This window comes from Streptomyces sp. NPDC088810 (genome assembly GCF_044750305.1).
In the GTDB taxonomy this organism is placed as follows: Bacteria; Actinomycetota; Actinomycetes; order Streptomycetales; family Streptomycetaceae; genus Streptomyces.
Genome location: NZ_JBIVJQ010000001.1, coordinates 556,800 through 582,123 on the forward strand (window position 1 = coordinate 556,800; position 25,324 = coordinate 582,123).

The window sequence follows — 25,324 nt, forward strand, 5'->3', positions numbered from 1 at the left end:
CCCTGCATGGGCGTATCGAGGCGGATACGGCGCGGAGCGCGGGCGGTGGCCGTGGCCGTGCTCGTCGGGGTGGGCGCGGGTGCCGTCACGGCGTGTCAGCCGGGCGGACTCGGGTCGGCCACCGTCGCGTACACCACCGATCGGACCGCGACCGCCGCGCTGGAGCACCGGCATGTGAACGTCGCCTGGCTGACCTGTACCGGACGCCAGGGCGACGGCGGTACTCGTGGCACCTCGCCCGCGCCGTCCGAGAGCACCGTCGTCTCCGTCGACTGCCAGGGCGAGACGGACGACGGGCGGAAGATCGTCGTCACCGGGCTGGTGACCAAGGCCGTCGACGGCGCCTGTGTGCGCGGTGACCTGACGGCCAAGGTCGGCGGCCGGCAGGTGTTCCACGCCGACGGGCTCGGCAACTGCGCGGCGACGCCCGGGCCGACGTACCGCCCGCCGACCGGGGGACAGCCGAAGCCGGACGTGACCGTGACCGTCACCGTCACGCGGACCGTCTGGCCCGTGGAGGGCAAGTGATCCGAAACCGGGAGCGGGGCACACCGGTCGCTGCGTAGAGTGACGGCGTGACTCAGGGTGCTTCGACGGGAACCACGGGATCCGGAACGTCCGCCTATCTCCGGTTCCCCCATCTGCACGGCGACTTGGTGGCCTTCGCCGCCGAGGACGACGTGTGGCTCGCGCCGCTGGACGGCGGCCGGGCCTGGCGGGTCAGCGCCGACAACACGCCGGTGACCCGGCCCCGGATATCGCCGGACGGACGACACCTCGCCTGGACCTCCACCCGGGACGGCGCCCCCGAGGTGCATGTCGCCCCGGTCGACGGGGGCCCCGCCAAGCGGCTGACGTACTGGGGCAACCGCCGTACCGAGGTGCTGGGCTGGACCCCCGACGGGCGGGTGCTCGCGCTCGGCGCGCAGGGCCGGCCCAGCTCCCGGCAGAGCTGGGCGCACGCCGTCCCGCTGGACGGCGGACCGGCCGAGACCCTGCCGTACGGCCCGGTCGGCGATGTGGCCCTCGGGCCGGCCACCGTGCTGCTGTCCGCGCCGATGGGCCGCGAGGCCGCCCACTGGAAGCGCTACCGGGGCGGCACGGCGGGCAAGTTGTGGATCGACCGGGACGGCAGCGGCGCGTTCGTCCGGCTGCACGAGGACATCGCCGGGAACATCGAGTGCCCGGTGTGGGCGGGGGACCGGATCGCCTTCCTCTCCGACCACGAGGGCACCGGCGCGCTCTACTCCTCCCTCGCCGACGGCTCCGACCTGCGCCGGCACACACCGCAGGGGGGCACCTCCCGCTCGAGCGAAGCCGAGAACGGGGGAGGTTTCTACGCCCGGCACGCCTCCGGCGACGGCACCCGGGTCGTCTACGGCTCGGCCGGTGAACTCTGGCTGCTGGACGACCTGGAGGGCGCCGAGCCGCGCCGGCTGGAGGTGCGGCTCGGCGGGCCACGGATCGATCTGCGTCCCCGCCCGGTGAACGCCGCGCACTGGTTCGACGCGGCGTCCCCCGACCACACCGCGCGCGGCAGCGCCGTCTGCGTGCGCGGCGGGATCCACTGGGTCACCCACCGCTCCGGCCCCGCCCGCGCCCTGGCCGCCACCCCCGGCGTGCGCGCCCGGATGCCGCGCGCCTTCCGCGCCGAGGGCGAGGAGTGGGTGGTGTGGGTGACGGACGCCGAGGGCGAGGACGCCCTGGAGTTCGCGCCCGCGACCGGCACCGTGCCCGGCGCCCCGCCGCGCCGGCTCGCCGCCGGGCAGCTCGGCCGGGTCCTGGAGCTGGCCATGGCCCCCGACGGCAGCCGGGCCGCCGTGGCCGCGCACGACGGCAGACTGCTCCTGGTCGAACGCGAGACCGGCGAGGTCCGCGAGGTCGACCGCAGCGACGACGGCGAGGTCTTCGGCCTCGCCTTCTCGCCGGACTCCGCCTGGCTCGCCTGGGCCCACCCCGGCCCCCGCCCGCTCTCCCAGCTGCGCATCGCCCACACCACCGACCTCTCGGTCACCGAGGCGACCCCGCTGCGCTTCCAGGACTACGCGCCCGCCTTCACCCTCGACGGCAAACACCTCGCGTTCCTCTCCAACCGCGCCTTCGACCCGGTCTACGACGAGCACGCCTTCGACCTCGCGTTCGTGGTCGGCGCCCGCCCGCACCTGATCACCCTGGCCGCCACCACCCCCTCGCCGTTCGGCCCGCAGCGCCACGGCCGCCCGTTCGAGGCACCCGACAAGGACGAGACCCCCGACAGCGAGGGCACCCCGGCCACCCGGATCGACCTCGAAGGGCTCGCCGACCGGATCGTGCCCTTCCCGGTGGAGGCGGGCCGCTACTCCACCCTGCGGGCCGCCAAGGACGGCGTCCTCTGGCTGCGCCACCCCGTGGAGGGCGTCCTCGGCGCCTCCCGCGCCCACCCCGAGGACCCCGAGCCGCACAGCGAGCTGGAGCGCTACGACCTGGCCCAGCGCCGACTGGAGCACCTCGCCTCCACCGCCGACCACTTCGAGGTCAGCGGCGACGGCAAACGCGTTCTGCTGTGGAGCGACGGCCGCCTGCGGGTCGTTCCGAGCGACCGCCGCACCGGCACCGAGGACGACGGCGACACCAGCGTCACCGTCGACCTCGCGCGCGTCCGGCAGACCGTCGACCCGGCCGCCGAGTGGCGGCAGATGTACGACGAGACCGGCCGGCTCATGCGCGACCACTTCTGGCGGCCCGACCTCGGCGGCGCCGACTGGACCGGCGTCCTGGACCGCTACCGCCCGCTGCTCGGCCGGCTCGCCACCCACAGCGACCTGGTCGACCTGCTCTGGGAACTGCACGGCGAACTCGGCACCTCGCACGCCTACGTCATCCCGCGCGGCGGCTCCGGCGGCCCCCGGCAGGGCCTGCTCGGCGCCGACATCTCCCGTCACGCGGACGGCAGCTGGCGCATCGACCGCATCCTCCCCTCGGAGACCTCCGACCCGGACGCCCGCTCCCCGCTCGCCGCGCCCGGGGTGGCGGTCCGCCCCGGGGACGCGATCATCGCGGTCGCCGGCCACCCCGTGGACCCGGTGACGGGCCCCGGCCCGCTGCTCGTGGGCACCGCGGGCCACCCCGTCGAACTGACCGTCTCCCCGGCCGGCGGCGGCGAACCCCGCCACACCGTCGTCGTACCGATCGCCGACGAGGAACCCCTGCGCTACCACGCCTGGGTGGCCGACCGCCGCGCTCACGTCCACGCGGCCTCCGCCGGCCGCCTCGGCTACCTCCACGTCCCCGACATGCAGGCTCCCGGCTGGGCCCAGATCCACCGCGACCTGCGCGTCGAGGTGGCCCGCGAGGGTCTCGTGGTCGACGTCCGCGAGAACCGCGGCGGCCACACGTCCCAGCTCGTGGTCGAGAAGCTGGCCCGCCGGATCATCGGCTGGGACATCCCGCGCGGCATGCGCCCCACCAGCTATCCCCTCGACGCCCCGCGCGGCCCGGTCGTCGCCGTCGCCAACGAGTTCTCCGGCTCCGACGGCGACATCGTCAACGCGGCGATCAAGGCCCTCGGCATCGGCCCGGTCGTCGGCACCCGCACCTGGGGCGGCGTCATCGGCATCGACAGCCGCTACCACCTGGTCGACGGCACCCTGGTCACCCAGCCGAAGTACGCGATGTGGCTGGAGGGCGTCGGCTGGGACGTGGAGAACCACGGGGTGGACCCGGACGTGGAGGTCGTACAGACCCCACAGGACTGGGCAGAGAACCGAGACGCCCAGCTGGACGAGGCCATCAGGCTCGCGCTGGAGGCACTGGAGGAACGGCCCGCGAAAACCCCGCCGGGCATGCCCGCCTGACCGACTACGATGCCCACGGTATTGATCACAGGAGGCACACGCATGGCCGGAGAGCCGCAGAACGACTGCCTGTTCTGCAAGATCGTCGCGGGTGAGATCCCGGCGACGATCGTCCGCGAAACGGAGACGACCGTCGCCTTCCGGGACATAAACCCCCAGGCCCCCACCCACATCCTGGTGATTCCCAAGGCCCACTACGAGAACGCGGCCGAGCTCGCCGCAGGCGCCCCGCAGATCGCGGCGGACGTACTCGCCGAAACGAAGGCCGTCGCCGACGAGGAGAAGCTCGACAGCTACCGCCTCGTCTTCAACACGGGCAGCGGCGCCGGCCAGACCGTCTGGCACGCCCACGCCCACGTCCTCGGCGGCCGCGGCCTCCAGTGGCCTCCCGGGTGAGCAACCGTGTCCGTACGTGAACTGGTGGTCCTCGGCACCGCCAGCCAGGTCCCGACCCGGCACCGCAACCACAACGGCTACCTGCTGAGGTGGGACGGCGAGGGCATCCTGTTCGACCCCGGCGAGGGCACGCAGCGGCAGATGCTGCGCGCCGGGGTCGCCGCCCACGACCTGAACCGGATCTGCGTCACGCACTTCCACGGCGACCACTCCCTCGGCCTCGCGGGCGTCATCCAGCGGATCAACCTGGACCGCGTGCCGCACGAGGTCACCGCGCACTACCCGCGCTCCGGCCAGCGCTTCTTCGACCGCCTGCGCTACGCGACCGCCTACCGGGAGACGGTCGGCATCACCGAGGCCCCGGTCGCCGCCGACGGCATCCTCGCGGTGACCCGCTCGTACACGCTGGAGGCCCGCAGGCTCTCGCACCCCGTCGAGTCCTACGGCTACCGGCTGATCGAACCCGACGGCCGCCGCATGCTGCCCGAGCGGCTCGCCGCGCACGGCGTCACGGGCCCGGACGTGGGCCGCCTCCAGCGCGACGGCCGGCTCGGGGACGTGACCCTGGAGGACGTCAGCGAGGTGCGGCGCGGGCAGCGGTTCGCGTTCGTCATGGACACCCGGCTCTGCGACGGCGTGCACGCGCTCGCGGAGGGCTGCGACCTGCTCGTCATCGAGTCCACGTTCCTCGACGAGGACATCGAACTCGCGGTGGAGCACGGGCATCTGACGGCCGGGCAGGCCGCCGCCGTGGCCCGGGACGCCGGCGTACGCCACCTGGTCCTCACCCACTTCAGCCAGCGCTACACCGAGCCCGAGGAGTTCGAGCGGCAGGCGCGGGCGGCCGGGTTCGAGGGCGAGCTGACCGTGGCGTACGACCTGCTGCGGGTGCCGGTTCCGAAACGGCGGTAAAACACCCGTACGATGCTTTGATGCCCCTCCCGAAAGCAGAACTGCACCTCCACATCGAAGGCACCCTGGAGCCCGAGCTGGCGTTCGAGCTGGCCGCCCGCAACGGTGTGAGCCTTCCGTACGCGGACACCGACGCTCTCCGCAAGGCCTACCAGTTCGAGGACCTCCAGTCCTTCCTGGACCTGTACTACGAGCTGATGGCCGTCCTGCGCACCGAGCAGGACTTCGCCGACCTGGCCGACGCCTATCTCGCCCGGGCCGCCGCGCAGGGCGTGCGGCACGCGGAGATCTTCTTCGACCCGCAGGCACACCTGGCCCGGGGCGTGGCCATGGGCACGGTCGTGGAGGGGCTGTGGCGGGCGCTGGGCAGGAGCGAGGCGAACCACGGCGTCTCCACCAGGCTGATCATGTGCTTCCTGCGTGACGAGTCCGCCGAGTCGGCCCTCGCGACCCTTCGGGCCGCCGAGCCGTACCTGGACCGGATCACCGGGGTCGGCCTGGACTCCGCGGAGGTCGGGCATCCGCCGGTGAAGTTCCGGGAGGTGTACGAGGCCGCCGCCGTGCTCGGGCTGCGCCGGGTCGCGCACGCCGGCGAGGAGGGCCCGCCGGAGTACATCACCGAGGCGCTGGACGTGCTCGGCGTGGAGCGCGTCGACCACGGGCTGCGCTGCATGGAGGATCCGGCGCTGGTGGAGCGGCTGGTCCGGGAGCGGGTGCCGCTGACCTTGTGCCCGCTGTCCAACGTCCGGCTGCGGGCCGTGGACACCCTGGCCGACCACCCGCTGCCGGCCATGCTCGACGCCGGTCTGCTGTGCACGGTCAACTCCGACGACCCCGCCTACTTCGGCGGGTACGCGGGCGACAACTTCGACGCGGTGCGCTCGGTGCTGGGCCTCGGTGAGGAACGGCTGCGCGAGCTGGCCCGCAACTCCTTCCTCGCCTCCTTCCTGGAGGACGACGAGGAGCGCAGGGGCCGTTACCTGGCCGAGGTCGACGCCTACAGGTTCGGGGACGCGGTGTCGTAGGCGCGCCGGGCGGCCACGGCGGGCGTCTCCACCGGAACCTCCAGGACCGCGAGTTCCGTGACCGGCACGGCGCGCCTGCCGGTCCGCAGCGCGACCGCCGTCATCGGTACGGCGATCAGCAGCAGTTCGGCGGCGAGCGCCTGCCCCATCCCCGGGAAGCCCGCCCGGTCCGCCAGCACGCTGCCGGTCAGCGGGCCCGCCGCCGTGCCCAGCGAGGATGCCGAGCCGACCAGGACCGTCCAGCGGCCGCGCGGGTCCAGGGAGGCGGCCAGGGCGATGACGTACGACAGTACGACCGGGTAGAGCAGGTTCCAGGCGATCTCGCCCGCCGCGAACGCAGGCAGGTCGGCCGCCGTCGCGCTGAGCGCGATGCAGCCCGCGATGAGGGCCGTACCGGCGCCGATGGGCAGCGCCCGGCCCAGGCGCGGGCCGAGCGCGCCCGCGCCGACGACGCCGAGGAGTCCGGCGCCGAGCGCGACCGCGAAGACCGCGCCGACGGTGACCTCGGTGAGGTGGGCCTGGTCGAGGCCGATGCGCCCGCTGACGCCCCAGAGGGCGTTCTGGGCGAGGGACCAGAAGGGCATCGCGGCGGCCAGGAGGAGTCCGGCCCGGGGGTGGGGGAGACGGTCGTACCCGGCGGACGTGCGGGCCGGGGCCGTGCGGGCGGACAGGCGGCCGGTGAGCGGCCAGACGGCGAGCGAGGTCAGGGCGATCGCGGCCAGGGGCAGGCCGTGGCCGGGGCCGAGGTGGGGGATCGTCAGGTACAGCGCGCCGGCGAGGGCGGACACGCCGAGCAGGCCGAGGGTGGTGACCCGGTGCGGGTCACGCTGGCCGGCGATGCCGCTCGCGGCGACCGCCGTGACCGTGCCGGACCCCAAGCCGCCGATCACCGCGCCCGTGACGACGGCCGGTACGACGGTGGTGAGGGCCGCGCCGCCGTAGCCGAGGGCGGCGAGCGCGAGGCCGGCGCGGGCGAGGGAGCGCGGGCCGATCCGGTCGACGCGGGAGGCCAGCAGGAAGCCCGCCGTCGCCGAACCGAGCAGCAGGGCGCTGCCGACGGCCCCGGCCCGGGTGGCGGTGAGCGGGAGCCCGGAGGCGAGTCTGCCCACGGTGGTGGGGAGCAGGTACGGGGCGAGGTACCCGGCCGTGAACAGGGCGACGAGGGGCCAGGGCAGGGTGCGGGGGGCGGACACGGGCGTTCCCAGGGCAGGCGGAAGGAGCGGCTCGGAAAAGGGGGTTGGGCGACGACCGTCGACGGACAGGAACGCGCGAGCAAGTTGTATCAAGCACGTGGTTCCGGAAGAAGTCCGGTGGGTGTGATCCGGGCCACGGTCGCGTTTGAGGGTGGTGGAAGGGGGTAAGAGCGTCTAGCGTCTGTTCTCATATGTAGACGCTATTCATAAGAGGAGATGGTCCAGGTGGGCGGCGACCCGGCTCCGCAGGACGTGGCGCGACGGCTGCGGGAGGGGATGGCGCGGGGCGTGCTCTCCTTCCCGCTCACCGCCTTCCACGACGACGGCACCCTCGACCCCGACGGCCTCCGCACCCATGTGGCCGGCCGGCTCGCCGCCGGTCCCGGCGCCGTCTTCCCGGCCTGCGGCACCGGCGAGTTCTTCTCGCTGGACGAGGACGAGTACCGGACGGTCGTCACCGTCGCCGTCGAGGAGGCGGCCGGCCGGGTGCCCGTGGTCGCCGGCACCGGATACGGCTGGGCGCAGGCCGCCCGGTTCGCGCGGATCGCCGAGGAGGCCGGCGCCGACGCCCTGCTCGTCCTGCCGCACTATCTGACCGAGGCCCCGCAGGACGGTCTCGCCGCCCAGCTGGAACAGCTCGCCGCCCGCACCCGGCTGCCGATGGTCGCCTACCAGCGCGGCCAAGTCGCCTACACCGCCGGCACGTTGCGACGCATCGCACGCATCCCGAACGTCATCGGGGTCAAGGACGGCCACAGCGACCTCGACCGGCTCCAGCGCCTGACCCTGGCCGCCCCCGACGGCTTCCTCTTCTTCAACGGCGCCGCCACCGCCGAGATCCAGGCCCGCGCCTACGCCACCGTCGGCGTCCCCGCCTACTCCTCCGCCGTGCACGCCTTCGCCCCCGAGATCGCCGGCGCCTTCTTCACCGCGCTCCGGGACGAGGACCACGGCACCGTCGACAAGCTGCTGCGCGCCTTCTACGTCCCGTTCGTCGAACTCCGCGACCGCGCACCCGGATACGCCGTGTCCCTGGTGAAGGCGGCGGCCCGGCTGCGCGGCCAGCCCGTCGGGCCCGTGCGCGCCCCGCTCGCCGACCCCTCGCCCGCCGACCTCGCCGACCTGAAGGCCCTCCTCACCGCCGGACTCGACCTCGTAGGAGCCTCCCTGTGACCCGTGACCTGACCATCGCCGAGGTACGGCTGACCCCGATCCTGGTCGCCGACCCGCCGCTGCTCAACACCCAGGGCGTGCACCAGCCGTACACCCCCCGGCTGATCGTGGAGCTCGTCACCGCCGACGGGGTCACCGGGCTCGGTGAGACCTACGGCGACACCAAGTACCTCGAGCTCGCCCGGCCGCTGGCCGAGCGGCTCACCGGACGGTCGGTCATGGATGTGAACGGCTTGTTCGAGATCGACCTCGGCGTCGACGAGTCCCGGGTCCAGGGGCAGGTGGACGCCGGCGGGCTGCGTGGTGTGCAGAGCGCCGACAAACTCCGGCTGTCCGTGCTGTCCGCCTTCGAGGTCGCCTGCCTCGACGCCCAGGGCAAGGCGCTCGGGCTGCCCGTGCACGCGCTGCTCGGCGGCAAGGTGCGGGACGCCGTCGAGTACAGCGCCTACCTCTTCTACAAGTGGGACCGGCACCCGGCGGGCGTCCCCGCCGAACCGGACGAGTGGGGTGCCGCGCTCGACCCGGCCGGCGTGGTGGAACAGGCGCGCCGGCTCCGGGAGCGGCACGGGTTCGGCTCGTTCAAGCTCAAGGGCGGGGTCTTCCCGCCCGACGAGGAGATCGCCGCCGTCCGTGCCCTCGCCGAGGCCTTCCCCGGCCACCCGCTGCGGCTCGACCCCAACGGTGCCTGGTCCGTGGAGACCTCGCTGAAGGTCGCGAAGGAACTCGGCGACGTCCTGGAGTACCTGGAGGACCCGACGCTCGGCACGCCCGCCATGGCACAGGTGGCCGCCGGATTGAAAGGGGCGGCGCGAAGCGCCTCGGGCGAGGGCGGTGACGGGCGACGGGAGGGCGTCCCGCTCGCCACCAACATGTGCGTGACCACCTTCGGCGAGATCAGGGAGGCGTTCACGAAGGACGCCGTCCAGGTCGTGCTCGCCGACCACCACTACTGGGGCGGGCTGCGCAGCACCCGGCACCTCGCCGCGATCTGCGCCGCCTTCGGGGTCGGGGTGTCCATGCACTCCAACACCCATCTCGGCATCAGCCTCGCCGCGATGACCCAGGTCGCGGCCACCGTCCCGGACCTGCACCACGCCTGCGACTCCCACTACCCCTGGCAGTCCGAGGACGTCCTCACCGAGCGGCTCGCGTTCGAGGGCGGCCGGGTCGCCGTGTCCGACGCGCCCGGCCTCGGCGTAGAGCTGGACCGCGACGCACTGGACCGGCTGCACCGGCGGTGGGCCGAGGACGACGGCTCGCTGCGCGACCGCGACGACGCGGCGGCCATGCGCAGGGGCGAACCGGACTGGCGGACACCGGTGATGCCCCGCTGGTGACCGGCGCCGCACGGGATACCGGTGCGTGACCTGGTGCACACTGGCCAGAACCGCACCACGCCAGGGAGCGCACCGTGACGCCGTCGCACACCCTCACCGGAGAGGAACCGGAACACCTCACCCAGGCAGCACGCTGCCAGACCCAGGTCGACCCGCTCGCCGCGCTGCGCGCCCCCGGCGACCCGCCCTGGGACGTCTACCTCACCGGCACGGTCTTCCTCGACATCATCTTCACCGGCCTGGACTCGGCACCGGTCCGCGGCACCGAGTCCTGGGCCCGGGGCATGGGCTCCAGCCCCGGCGGGGTCGCCAACATGGCCACCGCCCTGGCCCGGCTCGGCCTGCGCACCGCCCTCGCCGCGGCCTTCGGCGACGACCACTACGGCGAGTACTGCTGGGACGCGCTGGAACAGGGCGAGGGCATCGACCTCTCGGCCTCGCGGACCGTGCCCGGCTGGCACTCCCCGGTCACCGTCTCCATGGCCTACGAGGGCGAGCGGACCATGGTCTCCCACGGGCACGAGCCGCCCACGGAGGCCGTCCTCCTCCGGGAGGGCGCCGCCGGCCGGCCGCCCCGCTCGCGGGCCGCCGTGGCCTCCCTCACCCCCGGGCGCGGCGCGCCGTGGATCGCGCGGGCCGCCCGCGCGGGCACCCGCATCTTCGCCGACGTCGGCTGGGACGAGACGGGCGCGTGGGACCTGTCCGGCCTGCCCGACCTGGAGCACTGCGAGGCGTTCCTGCCCAACGCGGAGGAGGCGAAGCGGTACACCGGTACCGACTGCCCGCGGCTGGCCGCGCACGCCCTGACCGAGTACGTGCCGGTGGCCGTGGTGACGCTCGGCTCGGAGGGCGCGTACGCGGTGGACCGGCGGACCGGGGAGACGGCGGAGGTGCCGGCGATCGCGGTGGAGGCGCTGGACCCGACGGGGGCCGGGGACGTCTTCGTCGCCGGGTTCGTGACGGGCTCCCTGGCGGGGTGGCCGCTGGCGGACCGGCTGGCCTTCGCCGGGCTCACCGCCGCGCTGTCGGTGCAGGAGTTCGGGGGGTCGCTGTCGGCGCCGGGGTGGTCGGAGATCGGGGCGTGGTGGCGGCGCGTGCAGTCGCTGCCGGGGCAGTCACCTGCGGCTCTTCGGCGGTACGAGTTCCTCGAGGGCCTGGTTCCGGAGGAACTGGACCGGCCGTGGCCGCTGCGGCGGGCCGTGCCGACCATCGGGTTCCGCCGGTCCGGCTGACGCCCGACCGGACCACGCTTCGGCCCGGGAGGACCGGTCGTATGAAAAGCCCTACGGTGTTGTCAGCCCTCCGTCGTACCCTGGACATGCGAGGCCGCCCTCAGCCGTGCGGCCGTGACGAGGAGGAAGCGCAGGCCTTCAGCGCCGGCCCATGACACAGACACCCACAGCTCACACCCCCGCGCAGGAGCAGGCGAGAGCGCAGCTGACCGTCCCCGCCCAGCACCCCATGGTGACGGTGCTGGGTTCCGGCGACTCCCTCCTGCGTGTGATCGAGAGGGCCTTCCCGGCGGCCGACATCCACGTCCGGGGCAATGAGATCAGCGCGGTCGGCGACCCGGGGGACGTCGCCCTGATCTCGCGCGTGTTCGACGAGATGATGCTGGTGCTCCGCACCGGGCAGCCGATGACGGAGGACGCAGTGGAACGCTCGATCGCCATGCTCAAGGCGAGCGACAACGGGACGAGCGACGGGTCGGAGACCCCGGCGCAGGTGCTGACGCAGAACATCCTGTCCTCGCGCGGTCGCACCATCCGCCCCAAGACCCTCAACCAGAAGCGGTACGTCGACGCGATCGACAAGCACACGATCGTCTTCGGCATCGGCCCCGCCGGTACCGGCAAGACCTACCTGGCCATGGCCAAGGCCGTGCAGGCCCTCCAGTCCAAGCAGGTCAACCGGATCATCCTGACCCGTCCGGCGGTGGAGGCGGGCGAGCGGCTCGGCTTCCTGCCCGGCACGCTCTACGAGAAGATCGACCCGTACCTGCGCCCGCTGTACGACGCGCTGCACGACATGATCGACCCGGACTCGATTCCCCGGCTGATGGCCGCCGGGACGATCGAGGTCGCGCCGCTCGCCTACATGCGCGGCCGCACGCTCAACGACGCCTTCATCATCCTGGACGAGGCCCAGAACACGAGCCCCGAGCAGATGAAGATGTTCCTCACCCGCCTCGGCTTCGACTCGAAGATCGTGATCACGGGTGACGTCACCCAGGTCGACCTGCCCAACGGGCAGAAGTCGGGTCTGAGGCAGGTGCAGGAGATCCTGGAGGGCGTCGAGGACGTCCACTTCTCCCGGCTGTCGTCCCACGATGTCGTACGGCACAAGCTGGTGGGCCGTATCGTCGACGCGTACGAGCAGTACGACAGCAAGTACGGCACCGAGAACGGCGGCCCCAAGGGCGGCCGTGGCAAGTCCGGCGCCAAGGGCACCAAGGGGAAGTAGACCAGCACGACCATGTCGATCGACGTCAACAACGAGTCCGGCACCGAGGTAGACGAGCAGGCGATCCTCGACGTCGCCCGCTACGCGCTCGCGCGGATGCGCATCCACCCGCTCTCCGAGCTCTCGGTGATCGTCGTGGACGCCGACGCCATGGAGCAGCTGCACATCCAGTGGATGGACCTGCCCGGCCCCACCGATGTCATGTCGTTCCCGATGGACGAGCTGCGCCCGCCGTCCAAGGACGACGACGAGCCGCCGCAGGGGCTGCTCGGCGACATCGTGCTGTGCCCGGAGGTCGCCGCCAAGCAGGGGGCCGAGGCGCCCACGCAGCACTCCATGGACGAGGAGCTCCAGCTGCTCACCGTCCACGGCGTGCTGCACCTGCTCGGGTACGACCACGAGGAGCCCGACGAGAAGGCCGAGATGTTCGGCCTCCAGGCCGCCATCGTGGACGGGTGGCGGGCCGAGCGCGGCCTGACCGGGCCGTCCCCGGCGCCGACCGTCTCGTAAGCGGGCCGGATGTCTCCGCAGATCGTGGTCGGCGCGATCGCGCTGGTCGTCGTGGCCTGGCTCGCCGCCTGCGCGGAGGCGGGCCTCGCGCGCGTCTCCAGCTTCCGCGCCGAGGAGGCCGTGAAGTCCGGCCGGCGGGGCGGCGCCAAGCTCGCCCAGATCGCCGCCGACCCCACCCGCTACCTGAACGTGGCCCTGCTGGTCCGCGTGGCCTGCGAGATGGCCGCAGCGGCGCTGGTGACCTACGCCTGCCTGCAGGAGTTCGCCACCTGGCAGGCCCTGCTGATCGCCATCGGCGTCATGGTGCTCGTGTCGTACGTCGCCGTCGGCGTCTCCCCGCGCACCATCGGCCGCCAGCACCCGCTGAACACGGCGACCGCGGCGGCGTACGTGCTGCTGCCGCTGGCCCGGATCATGGGGCCGATCCCGTCCCTGCTGATCCTCATCGGCAACGCGCTCACCCCCGGCAAGGGCTTCCGGCGCGGCCCGTTCGCCTCCGAGGCCGAGCTGCGCGCGCTGGTCGACCTCGCGGAGAAGGAGTCGCTGATCGAGGACGACGAGCGCCGGATGGTGCACTCGGTCTTCGAGCTGGGCGACACCCTCGTGCGCGAGGTCATGGTGCCGCGCACCGACCTCGTCACCATCGAGCGCTTCAAGACCATCCGCCAGGCCCTCACCCTCGCCCTGCGCTCCGGTTTCTCCCGGATCCCGGTCACCGGCGAGAGCGAGGACGACATCGTCGGGATCGTGTATCTGAAGGACCTGGTCCGCAAGACGCACATCAGCCGGGAGGCGGAGGGCGACCTGGTGTCCACGGCCATGCGCCCCGCCGTGTTCGTGCCCGACACCAAGAACGCCGGCGACCTGCTGCGCGAGATGCAGAAGGACCGCAACCACGTCGCCGTCGTCATCGACGAGTACGGCGGCACCGCCGGCATCGTCACCATCGAGGACATCCTGGAGGAGATCGTCGGTGAGATCACCGACGAGTACGACCGGGAACTCCCGCCCGTGGAGAACCTCGGCGACGACCGCTTCCGGGTCACGGCCCGCCTGGACATCACCGACCTCGGCGAGCTGTACGGCCTGGAGGAGTACGACGACGAGGACGTGGAGACCGTCGGCGGACTGCTCGCCAAGGCGCTCGGCCGCGTCCCCATCGCCGGCGCCTCCGCCGAGGTCGAACTGCCCGACGAACGCCGGCTGAAGCTGACGGCCGAGGCCGCCGCCGGCCGCCGCAACAAGATCGTCACGGTACTGGTGGAGCCGGTCCCCGTCCCCGTCGCCGAGGAGGAGAAGGCCGAGTGACCCCCCAGGAGCTGCGCGCCTTCTGCCTGTCCTTCAACGCGGCCGTGGAGGACTTCCCGTTCAGCCCGGAGATTTCGGTCTTCAAGGTGCTGGGCAAGATGTTCGCCCTGACGCACCTGGACGCGCGGCCCCTGACGGTGAACCTCAAGTGCGACCCGGAGGACGCGCTCCGGCTGCGCGCCGAGCACGAGGGCCTGATCGTCCCCGGCTGGCACATGAACAAACGGCACTGGAACACCGTGACCGTGGACGGCGGCCTCCCCGCCCGGCTGGTGCGGGAGCTGATCGAGGACTCGTACGACCTCGTCGTCGCGGGTCTGCCGAGGGCGGAGCGGCTGCGGCTGGACCGGCCGTGATCCGGTGCCGGCCGCGGCCGGTGGGGCGCGGGCCCGGGGTGCGGGCAGGACTTCGTATGCTCGGGGCATGACCGAGAGCAACGCGCTTGACCCCGAGGACCGCAAGATCGTCACCCTGGCCCGTTCCGCGCGGGCCCGCAACGGTGTGCCCGAGGGGGCGGCCGTACGGGACGACACCGGGCGGACGTACGTCGCCGGGTCGGTGGGACTCGCCTCGCTGAAGCTGAGCGCGTTGCGGACGGCGGTCGCCATGGCCGTGGCGTCGGGGGCCGCGTCCCTGGAGGCGGCGGCCGTGGTGAGCGAGGCAGAGTCGGTGCCGGCCGAGGACCTGGCCGCCGTCGCCGACCTGGGCGGTGCCGGGACACCGGTGCTGCTCGCCTCGCCCGACGGCACCGTGCGGGCCACCGTCGCCGCCTCCTGAACCGACCGAACAACAGGTCGGCCTAAATTCAACCTTGCCGCGGTCCGGTCCGACGCGCGTCAATGGTCCCGTACCGTCCGACGGACCGTCAGATCCGCACCGCCGCGCACGTGCCCGCACCTGCCTGCGCAGCCCTCCCGTCCGTCGGGCGTCCCCCCATGCACTCCCCACCAGGGAAGGGAAGCGGATCCCCATGAGAGGCAAGCGCACGGCAACAGGTGCGGCACTGGCGGCCGGGGCCCTCGCGGTCACCGGACTGGCCTTCGCGCCCACCGCGGCCGCCGTCACTCCCCAGTCGGCGACCATCACCGCGAACTGCGGCATCTTCGGCGGCGGCACGGCCACGCTCACCGCCACCCAGAGCGGCGGCTCGGCCACCCTCACCCTCACCTCCACCGCGATCAAGACGCCGGTCGCGGTGGCCCAGGACTCGATCGCCTCCACGCTCACCATGGTCAAGGCGAGCGGCGGCACCACCGTCTTCAGCGGGACGAAGAACCCGGCGATGGCCAGTGGCTCGGCGGTCACCGTCGGCCCGCTGCCCGGCACCGTGGCCCCCGGCGACAGCCTGGAGGCGTACGGCGGCTCGCTGAAGATGGTCATCTTCGGGATCACCGTGACCTGTACCGCCACGGCCAAGCAGGCGCCCGGCCCCTTCGTCTTCAGCTGACGCCCCTGCTGAGCGATCCGTTCCGGATCGTGCCGTAACCACCCCTGATGCCGCAGAAACTGATGATCCGTCAGATTTCTGCGGCATCTCCATTGACTTCTCACCCCCGCTCCACATCAATGCCCCCTGTCGGCGCAGATGAGCCGCTGCGCCCGCAACCCTCAGGAGGGGGCCCATGGGTCCGACACCCCGAAGAGCCCGACGGTGGCGCTGGGCGTCACTGCTCGGGTCGACCGCGCTCGCGGTCACCGCGGGCGGCGCGCTGGCCTGTCCGGCCGGCGCCGCCGGCGCGAACGTGGACTTCGCCACGCACTGCATTCCGCCGGCCGTCGCGGGCATCCCGCCGATCGACGGCACCACCACCGCCAACGTCTCGGTGGACAAGACCAGTCCGAAGGTCGGCGACACGGTCACCGTGACCTACACCGTGGTCACGGCCGCCGCCAGCAACCCCACCGACCTGGCCCTGCCGGCCGACATCATGACCCCGACCGGCAAGGTCACCCTCGGCGGCGCCCAGAGCGGTGACATCACCGTCGCCGGGCCGAAGAAGAATCCGCCGGTGCCGGGGAAGGCCGCCTTCCCGTCCTTCTCCATGACCGGCACCTTCACCGTCACCAAGGCCGGGCAGATCACTCTCTCGCCCGGCGACTACACCATCCACACCAGCTACATCCTGGAGCTGGACACCCCGTGCACGGTCATCACCCCGCCCGCCCCGGTCTCGCAGACCGTCACCGCGACCGACGGCACCCCGGCCAACACCCGCGCCATCTCGCTCGGTTCTGCCTCCGGTGACGTCGGAGCGGGTGTCACCGTGAGCGGGACGAACTTCACGCCGGGCGCGACCGTCACCCTGGCCGGGCGGGCCGGCGACAAGCAGACCGCGGACACCGCGACCGTGACCGCGAACGCCCAGGGCTCCTTCAGCGGCTCCCTCGTCGTCAACGACAGGACGACGACCGGGATCGTGGCCTACGAGGGCGCCTCCTGGAACCCGGACAAGGGCGCCGGGCCCGCGGCCTACGTCGTCAACGACAACACGCCCGTCCCGGCCGGCAGCCAGAAGCTGACCACCACCGTCAAGGCGGGCACCCTGTCCATGTCCCAGGCCGGGGACTCCGTCGCCCTGTCGGGCGTCGACTTCGGCCAGGGCGGGGCCTCCACCGGCAGCCTGAACACGGTGACCGTCAAGGACTTCCGCGGCGGGCCCGCGGGCTGGTCCCTGACCGGCAAGGTCACCGACTTCACCGGCCCTGGCGCCAAGATCGACGCAGGCCGGCTGAGCTGGACGCCGGCCTGCGCGACCAAGGCGGGCAGCCCCAGCACCTGCAAGGCCGGTTCGGCGGGCACCGTGGGCAGCGCGGGCGCGACCCTCGCCTCCACCGCCAACGGCACGCTCACCGGCGGCGAGTTCACCGTGGACGCCCGGCTCTCCCTGGACGTACCGGCGTTCACGCCGCCCGGCGCGTACTCCGGCGTGCTCACGCTGACGCTCACCTGAGCGTACGGGCGTCCGCACCCGCCCGTTCCCCTGTCCCTCGTCCGTGGGGGTCCGCACCCATGCGCAAGCCGCACGTCCTCCTCCTGAGCCTGCTCACTCTCCTCGGCCTGCCCGGTCTGCCGGCGGGCCCGGCGCACGCCGCCGACAACGGCAGCTGGTCCGTCTACCCGGTCGCCTCGAAGATCGCCGCGCGGCCCTACTTCACCCTCTCCGCCGAACCCGGCCAGACCCTCACCGACAAGGTCGCCGTGCGGAACAGGACCGGCCGGCCGCTCACCTTCCGGCTGTACGCGGCCGACGCCTACAACACCGCCCGGGACGGCGGATTCGCCGTGCGCACCGCCGGGGAACGCATGCGCGGGGTCGGTGCCTGGGCCAGACCCGCCACGCCCCGGATCACCGTGCCGGGGCACCGGACCGTCACCGTGCCCTTCACTCTGCGGGTGCCCGAGGGTGCCGAACCCGGCGACCACCCGGGTGCCATCGTCGCGCTCGACGAGCGGGTCGACCCGGGCGGCGGCAAGCTGGCCCTCGGTGTCCGGCGAGCCGTCGGCGCCCGCGTCTACCTCCGGGTCGGCGGACCCGCACTGCCCGCGCTCGCCGTCGAGCACCTGCGGATCAGCCACCACCAGCCGCTGGTCCCGGGCCTCGGCGACAGCACGGCCACCGTCTCCTACACCCTGCGCAACACCGGGAACGTCACCCTCGGCCCCAAGGTGGAGCTGAAGGCGCGCGGACTGTTCGGCCGCACGCTGCTCGACCGGGAGCTGACCCGGGTGCCCGCCGAACTGCTGCCGGGGCAGCGGGTGCGGCTCACCGAGACCTGGCGCGGGGCGCCCCAGTTCGACCAGGCGGACGTGACGCTCACCGCGCGCGCCGAGGACACCCGGGAGTCGGCGAGCGCCGGCTTCCTCGCGCTGCCCTGGCTCGTGGTGACGCTGGTGTTCGCCGGCGGCGTGCTGACCGGGGCGCTGCTGGTCAGAGCGCGTCGGGTCCGCGCTCGCCGGTCCGCACCCGGACGACCGTCTCCACGGGAACGGACCACACCTTTCCGTCCCCGATCTTCCCCGTCTGCGCGGCCCTGACGATCGCGTCGATCACGTCGTCGGCGGCGGCGTCCTCCACCACGACCTCGATGCGTACCTTCGGCACCAGGTCGACCCGGTACTCGGCCCCCCGGTACACCTCGGTGTGGCCGCGCTGCCGGCCGTAGCCGCTCGCCTCGGTCACGGTCAGACCGTGCACCCCCAGCTCCTGCAGGGCGGTCTTGACCTCGTCCAGACGGTACGGCTTGACGATCGCGGTGATGAGCTTCATGCCTGGGACTTGACCTTCTGGGCGGAGGAGAGGACGGACGAGCTGACCGGGGCGCCGTGGCCCAGGACGCCGTGATCGTATGCGGTCTCGGCGTGCACCGTAAGGTCCAGGCCGGTGTGCTCCTGCTCCTCGCTCGCCCGGAAGCCCAGCGCCTTGTCGAGCAGCTTGCCGAGGCCGTACGTCACCCCGAAGGCGTACCCGGCCACGACCACCACGGCCAGCAGCTGCCTGCCGAGCGGGGCGAGCCCGCCGCCGTAGAGGAGGCCCTCCGTGCCGCCGGTCATCGCCCTCTCGGCGAACAGGCCGATCAGCAGGGTGCCGATGACGCCGCCGACCAGGTGGACGCCGACGACGTCCAGGGAGTCGTCGTAGTTCAGCTTGAACTTCCAGCTCACCGCGTAACTGCACACGACACCGGCGGCGAGGCCCACGACCAGGGCGCCGAGCAGGGAGACCGTGCCGCAGGACGGGGTGATCGCGACCAGGCCGGCCACCGCGCCGGAGGCCGCGCCCAGGGTGGTCGGGTGGCCGTCGCGCTTCTGCTCGACGAAGAGCCAGCCGAGCAGGCCGGTGCAGCCGGCGGCGAGCGTGTTGAGGAACGCGGCGGCGGCGAGGCCGTTCGCGCCGAGCGCGGAGCCGGCGTTGAAGCCGAACCAGCCGAACCAGAGCAGACCGGCGCCGAGGACCACCATGGGCAGGTTGTGCGGACGCATGGCGTCCTTCTTGAAGCCCAGGCGGGGGCCGAGGACGAGGCAGAGCGCCAGTCCGGAGGCGCCGGAAGTGATCTCGACGGGCAGACCGCCCGCGAAGTCCAGGGCGCCGAGTCCGTCGAGGATCCAGCCACCCGGGCCCCACACCCAGTGGGTGACCGGAACGTATACGAGGAGCGTCCACAGCGGTACGAAGACCAGCCATGCCGAGAACTTCGTGCGGTCGGCGACCGCGCCGCTGACCAGCGCGGCCGTGATGATCGCGAAGGTCAGCTGGAAGGTGGCGAAGAGGACGGTGGGGACCGTGCCGTGGACGTCGGCCGGGCCGAGGCCGCGCATGCCGGCGTGCTCCAGGCCGCCGAGCAGCCCGCCGCCGATGTCGTCGCCGAACGCGAGGGAGTAGCCGGCCGCCAGCCAGACGACCGTGACCAGGGCGATCGACACGAAGCTCATCATCAGCATGTTGAGGACGCTCTTCGTGCGGACCATGCCGCCGTAGAACAGGGCCAGGCCCGGGGTCATCAGCAGGACGAGGGCGGTCGCGGCGAGCAGCCAGGCGGTGTCGCCGGTGTTCACATGGGCGGCGGCGAGGGTCACGGGCGTCTCCAACGGTGTGGGGGCTGCGTCAGAGGGTCACCGGTGTGCGTTTCCGGTCGCGTACGGGTGTGTTTCCGTGACGTTTCGTTGCGGGCGGGTTTCCGGAATCTCACCGGGAGGGGCAGTGTGCCGGGGCGGTACGGCGGAGCCTCGTGGATCAGGGACAATGAACGCCATGAGTGTTCGTACCCAGTCTTCCGAGCAGCCGGCCGAGGCCGCCCACCGCGCCGGCTTCGCCTGCTTCGTGGGCCGCCCCAACGCGGGCAAGTCCACCCTCACGAACGCTCTGGTCGGGCAGAAGGTGGCGATCACCGCCAACCAGCCGCAGACGACCCGGCACACCGTGCGCGGGATCGTGCACCGGCCGGACGCCCAGCTGATCCTGGTGGACACGCCGGGACTGCACAAGCCGCGCACGCTGCTCGGCGAGCGGCTCAACGACGTCGTGCGGACGACGTGGGCGGAGGTCGACGTGATCGGCTTCTGCCTGCCGGCGAACGAGAAGATCGGGCCCGGCGACCGCTTCATCGCCAAGGAGCTGGCCGGGATCCGCAAGTCCCCGAAGGTCGCCATCGTCACCAAGACCGACCTGGTCGACTCCAAGACCCTGGCCGAGCAGCTGATCGCGATCGACCAGCTGGGCAAGGAGCTGGGCATCGAGTGGGCGCAGATCGTCCCGGTGTCGGCGACCGCGAACAAGCAGGTCGACCTGCTGGCGGACCTGCTGATCCCCATGCTGCCCGAGGGCCCGGCGCTCTACCCCGAGGGCGACCTCACCGACGAGCCCGAGCAGGTCATGATCGCGGAACTCATCCGCGAGGCGGCGCTGGAGGGTGTCCGCGACGAGCTGCCGCACTCCATCGCGGTGGTCGTGGAGGAGATGCTGCCGCGTGAGGACCGGCCGGCGGACAAGCCGCTGCTGGACATCCACGCCAACGTCTACATCGAGCGCCCCAGCCAGAAGGGCATCATCATCGGCCCCAAGGGCAAGCGCCTGAAGGAGGTCGGCATCAAGTCCCGCAAGCACATCGAGGCACTCCTGGGCACGCCCGTCTTCCTGGACCTGCACGTGAAGGTCGCCAAGGACTGGCAGCGGGACCCGAAGCAGCTGCGCCGGCTGGGGTTCTAGCCGGGGGCGTCCTGTGGGGTCAGGTCCTGCAGGCCCACCACCCTCAGCAGCTGGAGCCTGTCGTGCGACTCGGTGCCGGGGCGGGCCGTGTGGATGATGAGGTGATGGTGGCTCTGGTGGCTCAGCAGGACCTCGCACTCCAGCTCCAGCAGGCCCACCACCGGGTGCAGGAAGCGCTTCACGCGTGGGCGGCGCAGGGACACCTCGTGTTCCTCCCAGAGCCGGGCGAACTCCTGGCTCGCGGCGCGGAGTTCGGCCACCAGAGCCGCCGGTCCCGGGTCGTCGGGGCGGGCCGCGGCCACCGCGCGGAGGTTGGCCACGTGGTCCCGGGCGTGGGCAGGGAGATCCTCGGGCGGGAAGAGGGCGCGGGCCGTGGGGTCCAGGAAGAACCGCCGGGTCAGGTTCCGCTCGCGCGGCGGGCGGGCGGACGCGTCCCCCACCAGCGCCTTGGCCAGCGCGTTCTGCGCCAGCACCTCGCCGCAGTCCGTGACCACCTGCGCGGGTGAGTCGTACAGCCGGTCCAGGACCAGCAGCAGGCCGGGCCGGACATGGCCCGAGGCCGCGTCCCGGCGCGGCGGCTCCTCGCCCACCAGGTGGAACAGGTGATCGCGTTCGTCGTCGGTCAGGCGCAGCGCACGCGCCAGCGCCGTCAGCATCTGGCGGGACGGCCGCGGGCCCCGGCGCTGCTCCAGCCGGGTGTAGTAGTCGACCGACATCCCGGCCAGCGACGCCACCTCCTCCCGGCGCAGCCCGGGCGTACGACGGCGGGCGCCGGGCGCGAGGCCCACGTCGGACGGTTCCAGCCGGGCGCGGCCGCGGCGCAGGAAGTCGGCGAGTTCGGCTCGGTTCACCCCTCAAGCGTGGGGCAGCCCGGCCGGCTCATCCAGGGACTGCCGATCCCCCGATCGGGAGGTCTCTCCCGCCGCCCCGGCCCGCGGCCGAGGCTGGGTGCACCCCACGGACCCGAACGGGATTCGAACGGGTTCCGATCGAGAGGAGCACCACCATGCTGACCCTGGTCACCGGCGCCACCGGACAGGTGGGACGCGGTTTCGTCCCCCGGCTGCTCGCCCAGGCCCGGCCGGACGAGCAGGTCCGGGTGATCGTGCGCGACGCGTCCCGCGCCGCCGCCCTCGCCGACCGCGGCGCCGAGGTCGTCGTCGGCGACCTGCGCGACTCCGACGTCCTCGGCAAGGCGCTCGCCGGAGTGGACGCCGTCGTCAACATCGCGGCCGCCTTCCGGGGCGTGCCCGACGAGGAGATGCGGGCCGTCAACCGCGACGCCGCCCTGGAGCTGGGCCGGGCGGCCGCCGCCGCGGGCGTACGGCGGTTCGTGCAGACCAGCACCATCCTGGTGTACGGCGCCGGACGCGGCCGGCCGCACGTCGAGGACGACCCGGCCGTGCCGGGCGGTCCGCTGTGGATGACGTACCCGGAGTCCAAGCTGGAGGCCGAACGCGGGCTGCTCGCCCTGGACGGGCTGGACGTCCGGATAGGCCGCCTCGCCTTCGTCTACGGCGAGGGCGACCCGCACCTGGCCAACGCCTCCCGGCAGATCGCCGGATGGCCCGCCACCAAGCGCGTGTTCCAGCTCGTGCACGTCGCGGACGCCGCGCAGGGCCTGCTGCGCCTGCTGCACGCGCCCGGTGCCGCCGGCCGCGCCTACAACATCGCCGACGACGCCACGGTCAGCGTCCTGGAACTGCACCAGGTCCTCGGCCTGGAACCGCCGGCGGACGGCCCCGACCCCGACCCCTGGTACGGCATCGCCTCCACCGACCGCATCCGCCGCGAACTGGGCTACCGGCCGTACTTCCCCACCCTGTGGAGCGCCCGCGACGCCGGCGCCCTGTGAGGGTCACTCCACCCCGCGGATCCGCCCCACCAGCACCGCCCCGCCCAGCCCGATCGCCGCCGCCACCAGGTACAGCACCCGGTAGCCGCCGAGGTGGGTGACGATCGGTGCCGCCACGGCGGGGGCGGCGACCTGGGGGAGGGCGTTGGCCACGTTGAGCACGCCGAGGTCCTTGCCCCGGTCCAGTGCCGTCGGCAGGACGTCCGTCATCAGCGCGAAGTCGACGGACGTGAAGACCCCGAAGCCCACCCCGAGCACGGCCGCCGCCACGATCGCGCCCGGCCAGGTCTGCCAGCCGGACAGGACCGCCGTGGCGAGAGCCATCAGCACGCCCGACCAGACCACGAACGGCTTGCGCCGGCCCACCCGGTCCGACCACACCCCGCCGGCCACGACGGTCGCCAGCAGCGTCAGGCCGTTGACGGCCGTCAGGATCAGCACGCCCTGCTCGGGGTCGGAGCGGTGCAGGCCGTCGCGCAGGTAGTACAGGAGGTACAGCAGGACCAGGGAGTTGCCGAGGTTGATCAGGAAGCGGGTCAGCCAGGCCCAGCCCAGGTCGGGATGCCGGCGCGGGCTCAGCCAGAACCCGGCGAGGAACCCCCGCCAGGACCACGGCGGCCGGTCCTCCCGTGCCAGCCGCAGGTCCGCGTGGCGCAGGACGTACGGCGCCACCCCCACGACGGTGAACACCGCGCACGCCGCATACCCGGCCCCGGTCCCGCCCGCCGCCGTGGCCAGGCCCGTCCCGCCGACCACGCCCAGGATCTGGGCCGCGCCCAGCCAGCCGCCCACCGCACCCCGCCGGCCCCGCGGCACCCGGTCCGGGACGGCCGCCGTGACCGCCGCGAAGGCCGCGTTCAGGGTGAGCTGCGCCAGGCACCAGCCCGCCGCCATCGACCACACCCCGCCCGCGCCCGCGAGCAGCAGCAACGACAGCGCACCGCCGGCCGACCCGGCCACGATCCACGGGGTACGGCGGCCCCGGCGGGCGGTCGTCCGGTCGGACAGGGCGCCGAAGAGCGGGTTCGCGAGCAGCGAGACCACCGCGCCGGCGCCCGTCACCCACGCCAGCAGCGTCTCCTTCGACATCCCGGAGCCGGGCGCGAAGTCCTTCGCCTGGGCCGCGAGCAGGATCTGCAGCGGGCCGAACCAGCCCACCCAGATCGCCCCGTTGGCCAGCGCCAGCGACGCCGTCCAGCCCCGGCCGACCGGTTCGACCGGCTCGGCGAGGGCGGCGGCCGATGGGCGGACGGTGGTCATCCCTGCGCCCGCAGCAGCTCCCGGAACCAGTGGTAGGAGGCCTTGGGCGTGCGCTCCAGCGTGGCGTAGTCGACGTGCACCAGGCCGAACCGGCGGGCGTAGCCCTCGGCCCACTCGAAGTTGTCCAGCAGGGACCACACGAAGTAGCCGCGCACGTCGACGCCGGCCTCGACCGCCCGGTACAGGGCGCGGATGTGGCCGTCCAGGTAGGCGATCCGGTCCTGGTCGTCGACGCCCTCGTAGGAGCAGCCGTTCTCGGTGATGACGACGGGCGGGAGCCGGTCGCCGTACCGCTCGCGGAAGCCGGTGAGCAGTTCCGTCAGCCCCTCGGGGACGACCGGCCAGCCGAAGTCGGTCACCGGCCGGCCCTCGATCTCCCGCACCGAGAAGGGCAGTTCGGCCGGCATCGTCAGTCCGCCGAACTCGGTCGCGGTGCCCTGCGGGGCGCCCACCCGCGTCGGGGCGTAGTAGTTCACGCCGTACCAGTCGACCGGCTCGGCGATCACCTTCAGGTCGGACTCGACGTCCCCCGGCATCAGGTCGCCCATGCCCTCGGGGTAGGCGCCCAGGATGACCGGCTCGGCGAACAGGCGGTTCAGCAGCAGGTCGTAGAAGCCGGCCGCCTCCAGGTCCGCCTGCTCCGGCGAGGCGGGCCAGGTCGGGCCGTGGGAGTTGGCGATGCCGATGTCACGGGCGCCGGCCGCGCGCAGCGCCCGTACGGCCAGTCCGTGGGCCAGCAGCTGGTGGTGGGCGACCGGGAGCGCGTCGAAGAGCAGGTGCCGGCCGGGGGCGTGGGCGCCCAGGGCGTGTCCCAGCAGGGTGTGTTCCGCCGGCTCGTTGAGGGTGATCCACTTGTGCACCCGGTCGCCGAGCCGGTCCGCGACCACTGCCACGTGGTCGGCGAAGCGGGCCGCCGTGTCCCGGTCCAGCCAGTCCAGGTGTGCCGGCAGGTCCCAGTGGAAGAGGGTCGGGACGGGCCGGACGCCCGCCGCGCACAGCTCGTCCACCAGGCGGTCGTAGAAGTCCAGGCCGCCGGGGGAGTTCACCCGGGGCCAGGAGACCGAGAAGCGGTAGGCGTCCACGCCGAGGCCGGCCAGGAGGGCCACGTCCTCGGGGTAGCGGTGGTAGTGGTCGCAGGCCACCGCCGCCGTCGAGCCGTCCTTCACCCGCCCGGGCTCGGCCGTGAACACGTCCCAGACGGACGGTTGCCGTTCCCCGGCCGCCCCCTCGATCTGGTGGGCCGAGGTCGACACGCCCCACAGGAAGCCGGGCGGGAACCGGGGGATCGCAGTGCCTGCGTCAGTCGCCATGGCCGGATCATCCTTACCCCCGGTAACGGAAGTCAACGCCCCGGC

General features: G+C 73.1%; 24 protein-coding genes. 18 read left to right on the forward strand and 6 right to left on the reverse strand.

From position 1 onward, the window contains the following. The first annotated feature begins 6 nt into the window (after window positions 1-6). Genes ACIP4Y_RS02495 through ACIP4Y_RS02515 form a run of 5 tightly spaced genes read left to right on the forward strand, consistent with a single transcriptional unit; the run spans window position 7 to window position 6,166 of the window. A complete protein-coding gene (locus tag ACIP4Y_RS02495; protein WP_401386745.1) occupies window positions 7-528 on the forward strand; it encodes a hypothetical protein in 522 nt (173 codons plus the stop codon). 47 nt (window positions 529-575) lie between these two features. After that, a complete protein-coding gene (locus tag ACIP4Y_RS02500) occupies window positions 576-3,833 on the forward strand; it encodes a S41 family peptidase (RefSeq protein WP_401386748.1) in 3,258 nt (1,085 codons plus the stop codon). Between the two features lie 42 nt (window positions 3,834-3,875). Continuing rightward, complete coding sequence (locus ACIP4Y_RS02505) at window positions 3,876-4,229, forward strand: histidine triad nucleotide-binding protein (RefSeq protein WP_358642241.1); 354 nt, start codon at window positions 3,876-3,878, stop codon at window positions 4,227-4,229. A gap of 6 nt (window positions 4,230-4,235) precedes the next feature. Further along, on the forward strand, window positions 4,236-5,141 hold the full coding sequence (locus ACIP4Y_RS02510; RefSeq protein ID WP_358642243.1) for a ribonuclease Z: 906 nt from the start codon (window positions 4,236-4,238) through the stop codon (window positions 5,139-5,141). Between the two features lie 20 nt (window positions 5,142-5,161). Next, on the forward strand, window positions 5,162-6,166 hold the full coding sequence (locus tag ACIP4Y_RS02515; protein ID WP_401386753.1) for an adenosine deaminase: 1,005 nt from the start codon (window positions 5,162-5,164) through the stop codon (window positions 6,164-6,166). Here ACIP4Y_RS02515 and ACIP4Y_RS02520 read toward each other — a convergent pair. After that, entirely contained in the window at window positions 6,139-7,359 is a 1,221-nt protein-coding gene (locus tag ACIP4Y_RS02520; protein ID WP_401386756.1) for an MFS transporter, read from the reverse strand. The two genes, ACIP4Y_RS02515 and ACIP4Y_RS02520, sit on opposite strands and share 28 nt — an antisense overlap. A gap of 216 nt (window positions 7,360-7,575) precedes the next feature. On the opposite strand from ACIP4Y_RS02520, the gene ACIP4Y_RS02525 reads away from it, so the two are divergent. The 11 genes from ACIP4Y_RS02525 (at window position 7,576) to ACIP4Y_RS02575 (ending at window position 18,186) form a co-directional block, all read left to right on the forward strand. Further along, a complete protein-coding gene (locus tag ACIP4Y_RS02525; RefSeq protein WP_401386759.1) occupies window positions 7,576-8,532 on the forward strand; it encodes a 5-dehydro-4-deoxyglucarate dehydratase in 957 nt (318 codons plus the stop codon). Continuing rightward, window positions 8,529-9,869 (forward strand): glucarate dehydratase family protein, encoded by a 1,341-nt coding sequence (locus ACIP4Y_RS02530; protein WP_401386762.1) that lies wholly within the window; start codon window positions 8,529-8,531, stop codon window positions 9,867-9,869. The genes ACIP4Y_RS02525 and ACIP4Y_RS02530 overlap by 4 nt, the downstream gene beginning before the upstream one ends. A gap of 74 nt (window positions 9,870-9,943) precedes the next feature. Beyond that, on the forward strand, window positions 9,944-11,101 hold the full coding sequence (locus tag ACIP4Y_RS02535) for a carbohydrate kinase family protein (RefSeq protein WP_401386764.1): 1,158 nt from the start codon (window positions 9,944-9,946) through the stop codon (window positions 11,099-11,101). Between the two features lie 151 nt (window positions 11,102-11,252). Then, entirely contained in the window at window positions 11,253-12,332 is a 1,080-nt protein-coding gene (locus tag ACIP4Y_RS02540) for a PhoH family protein (protein ID WP_358642255.1), read from the forward strand. Between the two features lie 12 nt (window positions 12,333-12,344). Further along, a complete protein-coding gene (gene ybeY / locus ACIP4Y_RS02545; RefSeq protein WP_358642257.1) occupies window positions 12,345-12,842 on the forward strand; it encodes an rRNA maturation RNase YbeY in 498 nt (165 codons plus the stop codon). A 9-nt stretch (window positions 12,843-12,851) separates the two neighbouring features. Further along, on the forward strand, window positions 12,852-14,150 hold the full coding sequence (locus ACIP4Y_RS02550) for a hemolysin family protein (RefSeq protein ID WP_401386769.1): 1,299 nt from the start codon (window positions 12,852-12,854) through the stop codon (window positions 14,148-14,150). Beyond that, window positions 14,147-14,506 (forward strand): MmcQ/YjbR family DNA-binding protein, encoded by a 360-nt coding sequence (locus ACIP4Y_RS02555; RefSeq protein WP_401386772.1) that lies wholly within the window; start codon window positions 14,147-14,149, stop codon window positions 14,504-14,506. The genes ACIP4Y_RS02550 and ACIP4Y_RS02555 overlap by 4 nt, the downstream gene beginning before the upstream one ends. Before the next feature lie 67 nt (window positions 14,507-14,573). After that, on the forward strand, window positions 14,574-14,927 hold the full coding sequence (locus ACIP4Y_RS02560; protein ID WP_358642263.1) for a cytidine deaminase: 354 nt from the start codon (window positions 14,574-14,576) through the stop codon (window positions 14,925-14,927). Between the two features lie 193 nt (window positions 14,928-15,120). Then, window positions 15,121-15,597: a hypothetical protein gene (locus tag ACIP4Y_RS02565; protein WP_358642265.1), complete on the forward strand. Its 477-nt coding sequence runs from the start codon at window positions 15,121-15,123 to the stop codon at window positions 15,595-15,597. Between the two features lie 175 nt (window positions 15,598-15,772). After that, on the forward strand, window positions 15,773-17,101 hold the full coding sequence (locus tag ACIP4Y_RS02570) for a beta-xylosidase (RefSeq protein ID WP_401386776.1): 1,329 nt from the start codon (window positions 15,773-15,775) through the stop codon (window positions 17,099-17,101). A gap of 59 nt (window positions 17,102-17,160) precedes the next feature. Further along, window positions 17,161-18,186, forward strand: a complete 1,026-nt coding sequence (locus ACIP4Y_RS02575) for a WxL protein peptidoglycan domain-containing protein (RefSeq protein WP_401386779.1) — start codon at window positions 17,161-17,163, stop codon at window positions 18,184-18,186. Here the strand turns inward: ACIP4Y_RS02575 and ACIP4Y_RS02580 are convergent. Both ACIP4Y_RS02580 and ACIP4Y_RS02585 read right to left on the reverse strand, forming a co-directional pair. Then, the gene (locus tag ACIP4Y_RS02580; RefSeq protein WP_189984269.1) at window positions 18,080-18,418 is read right to left on the reverse strand and encodes a P-II family nitrogen regulator; all 339 of its coding nucleotides are present in this window, start codon (window positions 18,416-18,418) and stop codon (window positions 18,080-18,082) included. The genes ACIP4Y_RS02575 and ACIP4Y_RS02580 overlap by 107 nt on opposite strands. Beyond that, window positions 18,415-19,725, reverse strand: a complete 1,311-nt coding sequence (locus ACIP4Y_RS02585) for an ammonium transporter (protein WP_401386782.1) — start codon at window positions 19,723-19,725, stop codon at window positions 18,415-18,417. Before ACIP4Y_RS02585 ends, ACIP4Y_RS02580 begins: the two co-directional genes overlap by 4 nt. Window positions 19,726-19,900: 175 nt before the next feature. On the opposite strand from ACIP4Y_RS02585, the gene era reads away from it, so the two are divergent. Then, on the forward strand, window positions 19,901-20,854 hold the full coding sequence (gene era / locus ACIP4Y_RS02590) for a GTPase Era (protein WP_208032167.1): 954 nt from the start codon (window positions 19,901-19,903) through the stop codon (window positions 20,852-20,854). On the opposite strand, the gene ACIP4Y_RS02595 is transcribed toward era, so the two are convergent. Further along, window positions 20,851-21,705 carry a helix-turn-helix transcriptional regulator gene (locus tag ACIP4Y_RS02595; RefSeq protein WP_401386786.1) on the reverse strand — a complete coding sequence of 285 codons (855 nt, stop codon included), beginning with the start codon at window positions 21,703-21,705 and terminating at the stop codon, window positions 20,851-20,853. The genes era and ACIP4Y_RS02595 overlap by 4 nt on opposite strands. A 155-nt stretch (window positions 21,706-21,860) precedes the next feature. On the opposite strand from ACIP4Y_RS02595, the gene ACIP4Y_RS02600 reads away from it, so the two are divergent. After that, window positions 21,861-22,709: an NAD-dependent epimerase/dehydratase family protein gene (locus ACIP4Y_RS02600; protein WP_401386789.1), complete on the forward strand. Its 849-nt coding sequence runs from the start codon at window positions 21,861-21,863 to the stop codon at window positions 22,707-22,709. A gap of 3 nt (window positions 22,710-22,712) precedes the next feature. Here the strand turns inward: ACIP4Y_RS02600 and ACIP4Y_RS02605 are convergent, their stop codons facing one another. Then, window positions 22,713-23,969 (reverse strand): MFS transporter, encoded by a 1,257-nt coding sequence (locus ACIP4Y_RS02605; protein WP_401386792.1) that lies wholly within the window; start codon window positions 23,967-23,969, stop codon window positions 22,713-22,715. After that, window positions 23,966-25,279: a GH1 family beta-glucosidase gene (locus ACIP4Y_RS02610; RefSeq protein WP_401386795.1), complete on the reverse strand. Its 1,314-nt coding sequence runs from the start codon at window positions 25,277-25,279 to the stop codon at window positions 23,966-23,968. Before ACIP4Y_RS02610 ends, ACIP4Y_RS02605 begins: the two co-directional genes overlap by 4 nt. Window positions 25,280-25,324: the final 45 nt, after the last annotated feature.

Bases quoted from the DNA above. Each gene is read 5' to 3' on its own strand.
- ACIP4Y_RS02495 (WP_401386745.1), top strand. From the start codon at position 7: ATGGGCGTATCGAGGCGGATACGGCGCGGAGCGCGGGCGGTGGCCGTG.
- ACIP4Y_RS02505 (WP_358642241.1), top strand. From the start codon at position 3,876: ATGGCCGGAGAGCCGCAGAACGACTGCCTGTTCTGCAAGATCGTCGCG.
- ACIP4Y_RS02515 (WP_401386753.1), top strand. From the start codon at position 5,162: ATGCCCCTCCCGAAAGCAGAACTGCACCTCCACATCGAAGGCACCCTG.
- ACIP4Y_RS02525 (WP_401386759.1), top strand. From the start codon at position 7,576: ATGGTCCAGGTGGGCGGCGACCCGGCTCCGCAGGACGTGGCGCGACGG.
- ACIP4Y_RS02540 (WP_358642255.1), top strand. From the start codon at position 11,253: ATGACACAGACACCCACAGCTCACACCCCCGCGCAGGAGCAGGCGAGA.
- ybeY (WP_358642257.1), top strand. From the start codon at position 12,345: ATGTCGATCGACGTCAACAACGAGTCCGGCACCGAGGTAGACGAGCAG.
- ACIP4Y_RS02550 (WP_401386769.1), top strand. From the start codon at position 12,852: ATGTCTCCGCAGATCGTGGTCGGCGCGATCGCGCTGGTCGTCGTGGCC.
- ACIP4Y_RS02560 (WP_358642263.1), top strand. From the start codon at position 14,574: ATGACCGAGAGCAACGCGCTTGACCCCGAGGACCGCAAGATCGTCACC.
- ACIP4Y_RS02565 (WP_358642265.1), top strand. From the start codon at position 15,121: ATGAGAGGCAAGCGCACGGCAACAGGTGCGGCACTGGCGGCCGGGGCC.
- ACIP4Y_RS02570 (WP_401386776.1), top strand. From the start codon at position 15,773: ATGGGTCCGACACCCCGAAGAGCCCGACGGTGGCGCTGGGCGTCACTG.
- ACIP4Y_RS02575 (WP_401386779.1), top strand. From the start codon at position 17,161: ATGCGCAAGCCGCACGTCCTCCTCCTGAGCCTGCTCACTCTCCTCGGC.
- ACIP4Y_RS02580 (WP_189984269.1), bottom strand. From the start codon at position 18,418: ATGAAGCTCATCACCGCGATCGTCAAGCCGTACCGTCTGGACGAGGTC.
- era (WP_208032167.1), top strand. From the start codon at position 19,901: ATGAGTGTTCGTACCCAGTCTTCCGAGCAGCCGGCCGAGGCCGCCCAC.
- ACIP4Y_RS02600 (WP_401386789.1), top strand. From the start codon at position 21,861: ATGCTGACCCTGGTCACCGGCGCCACCGGACAGGTGGGACGCGGTTTC.
- ACIP4Y_RS02605 (WP_401386792.1), bottom strand. From the start codon at position 23,969: ATGACCACCGTCCGCCCATCGGCCGCCGCCCTCGCCGAGCCGGTCGAA.
- ACIP4Y_RS02610 (WP_401386795.1), bottom strand. From the start codon at position 25,279: ATGGCGACTGACGCAGGCACTGCGATCCCCCGGTTCCCGCCCGGCTTC.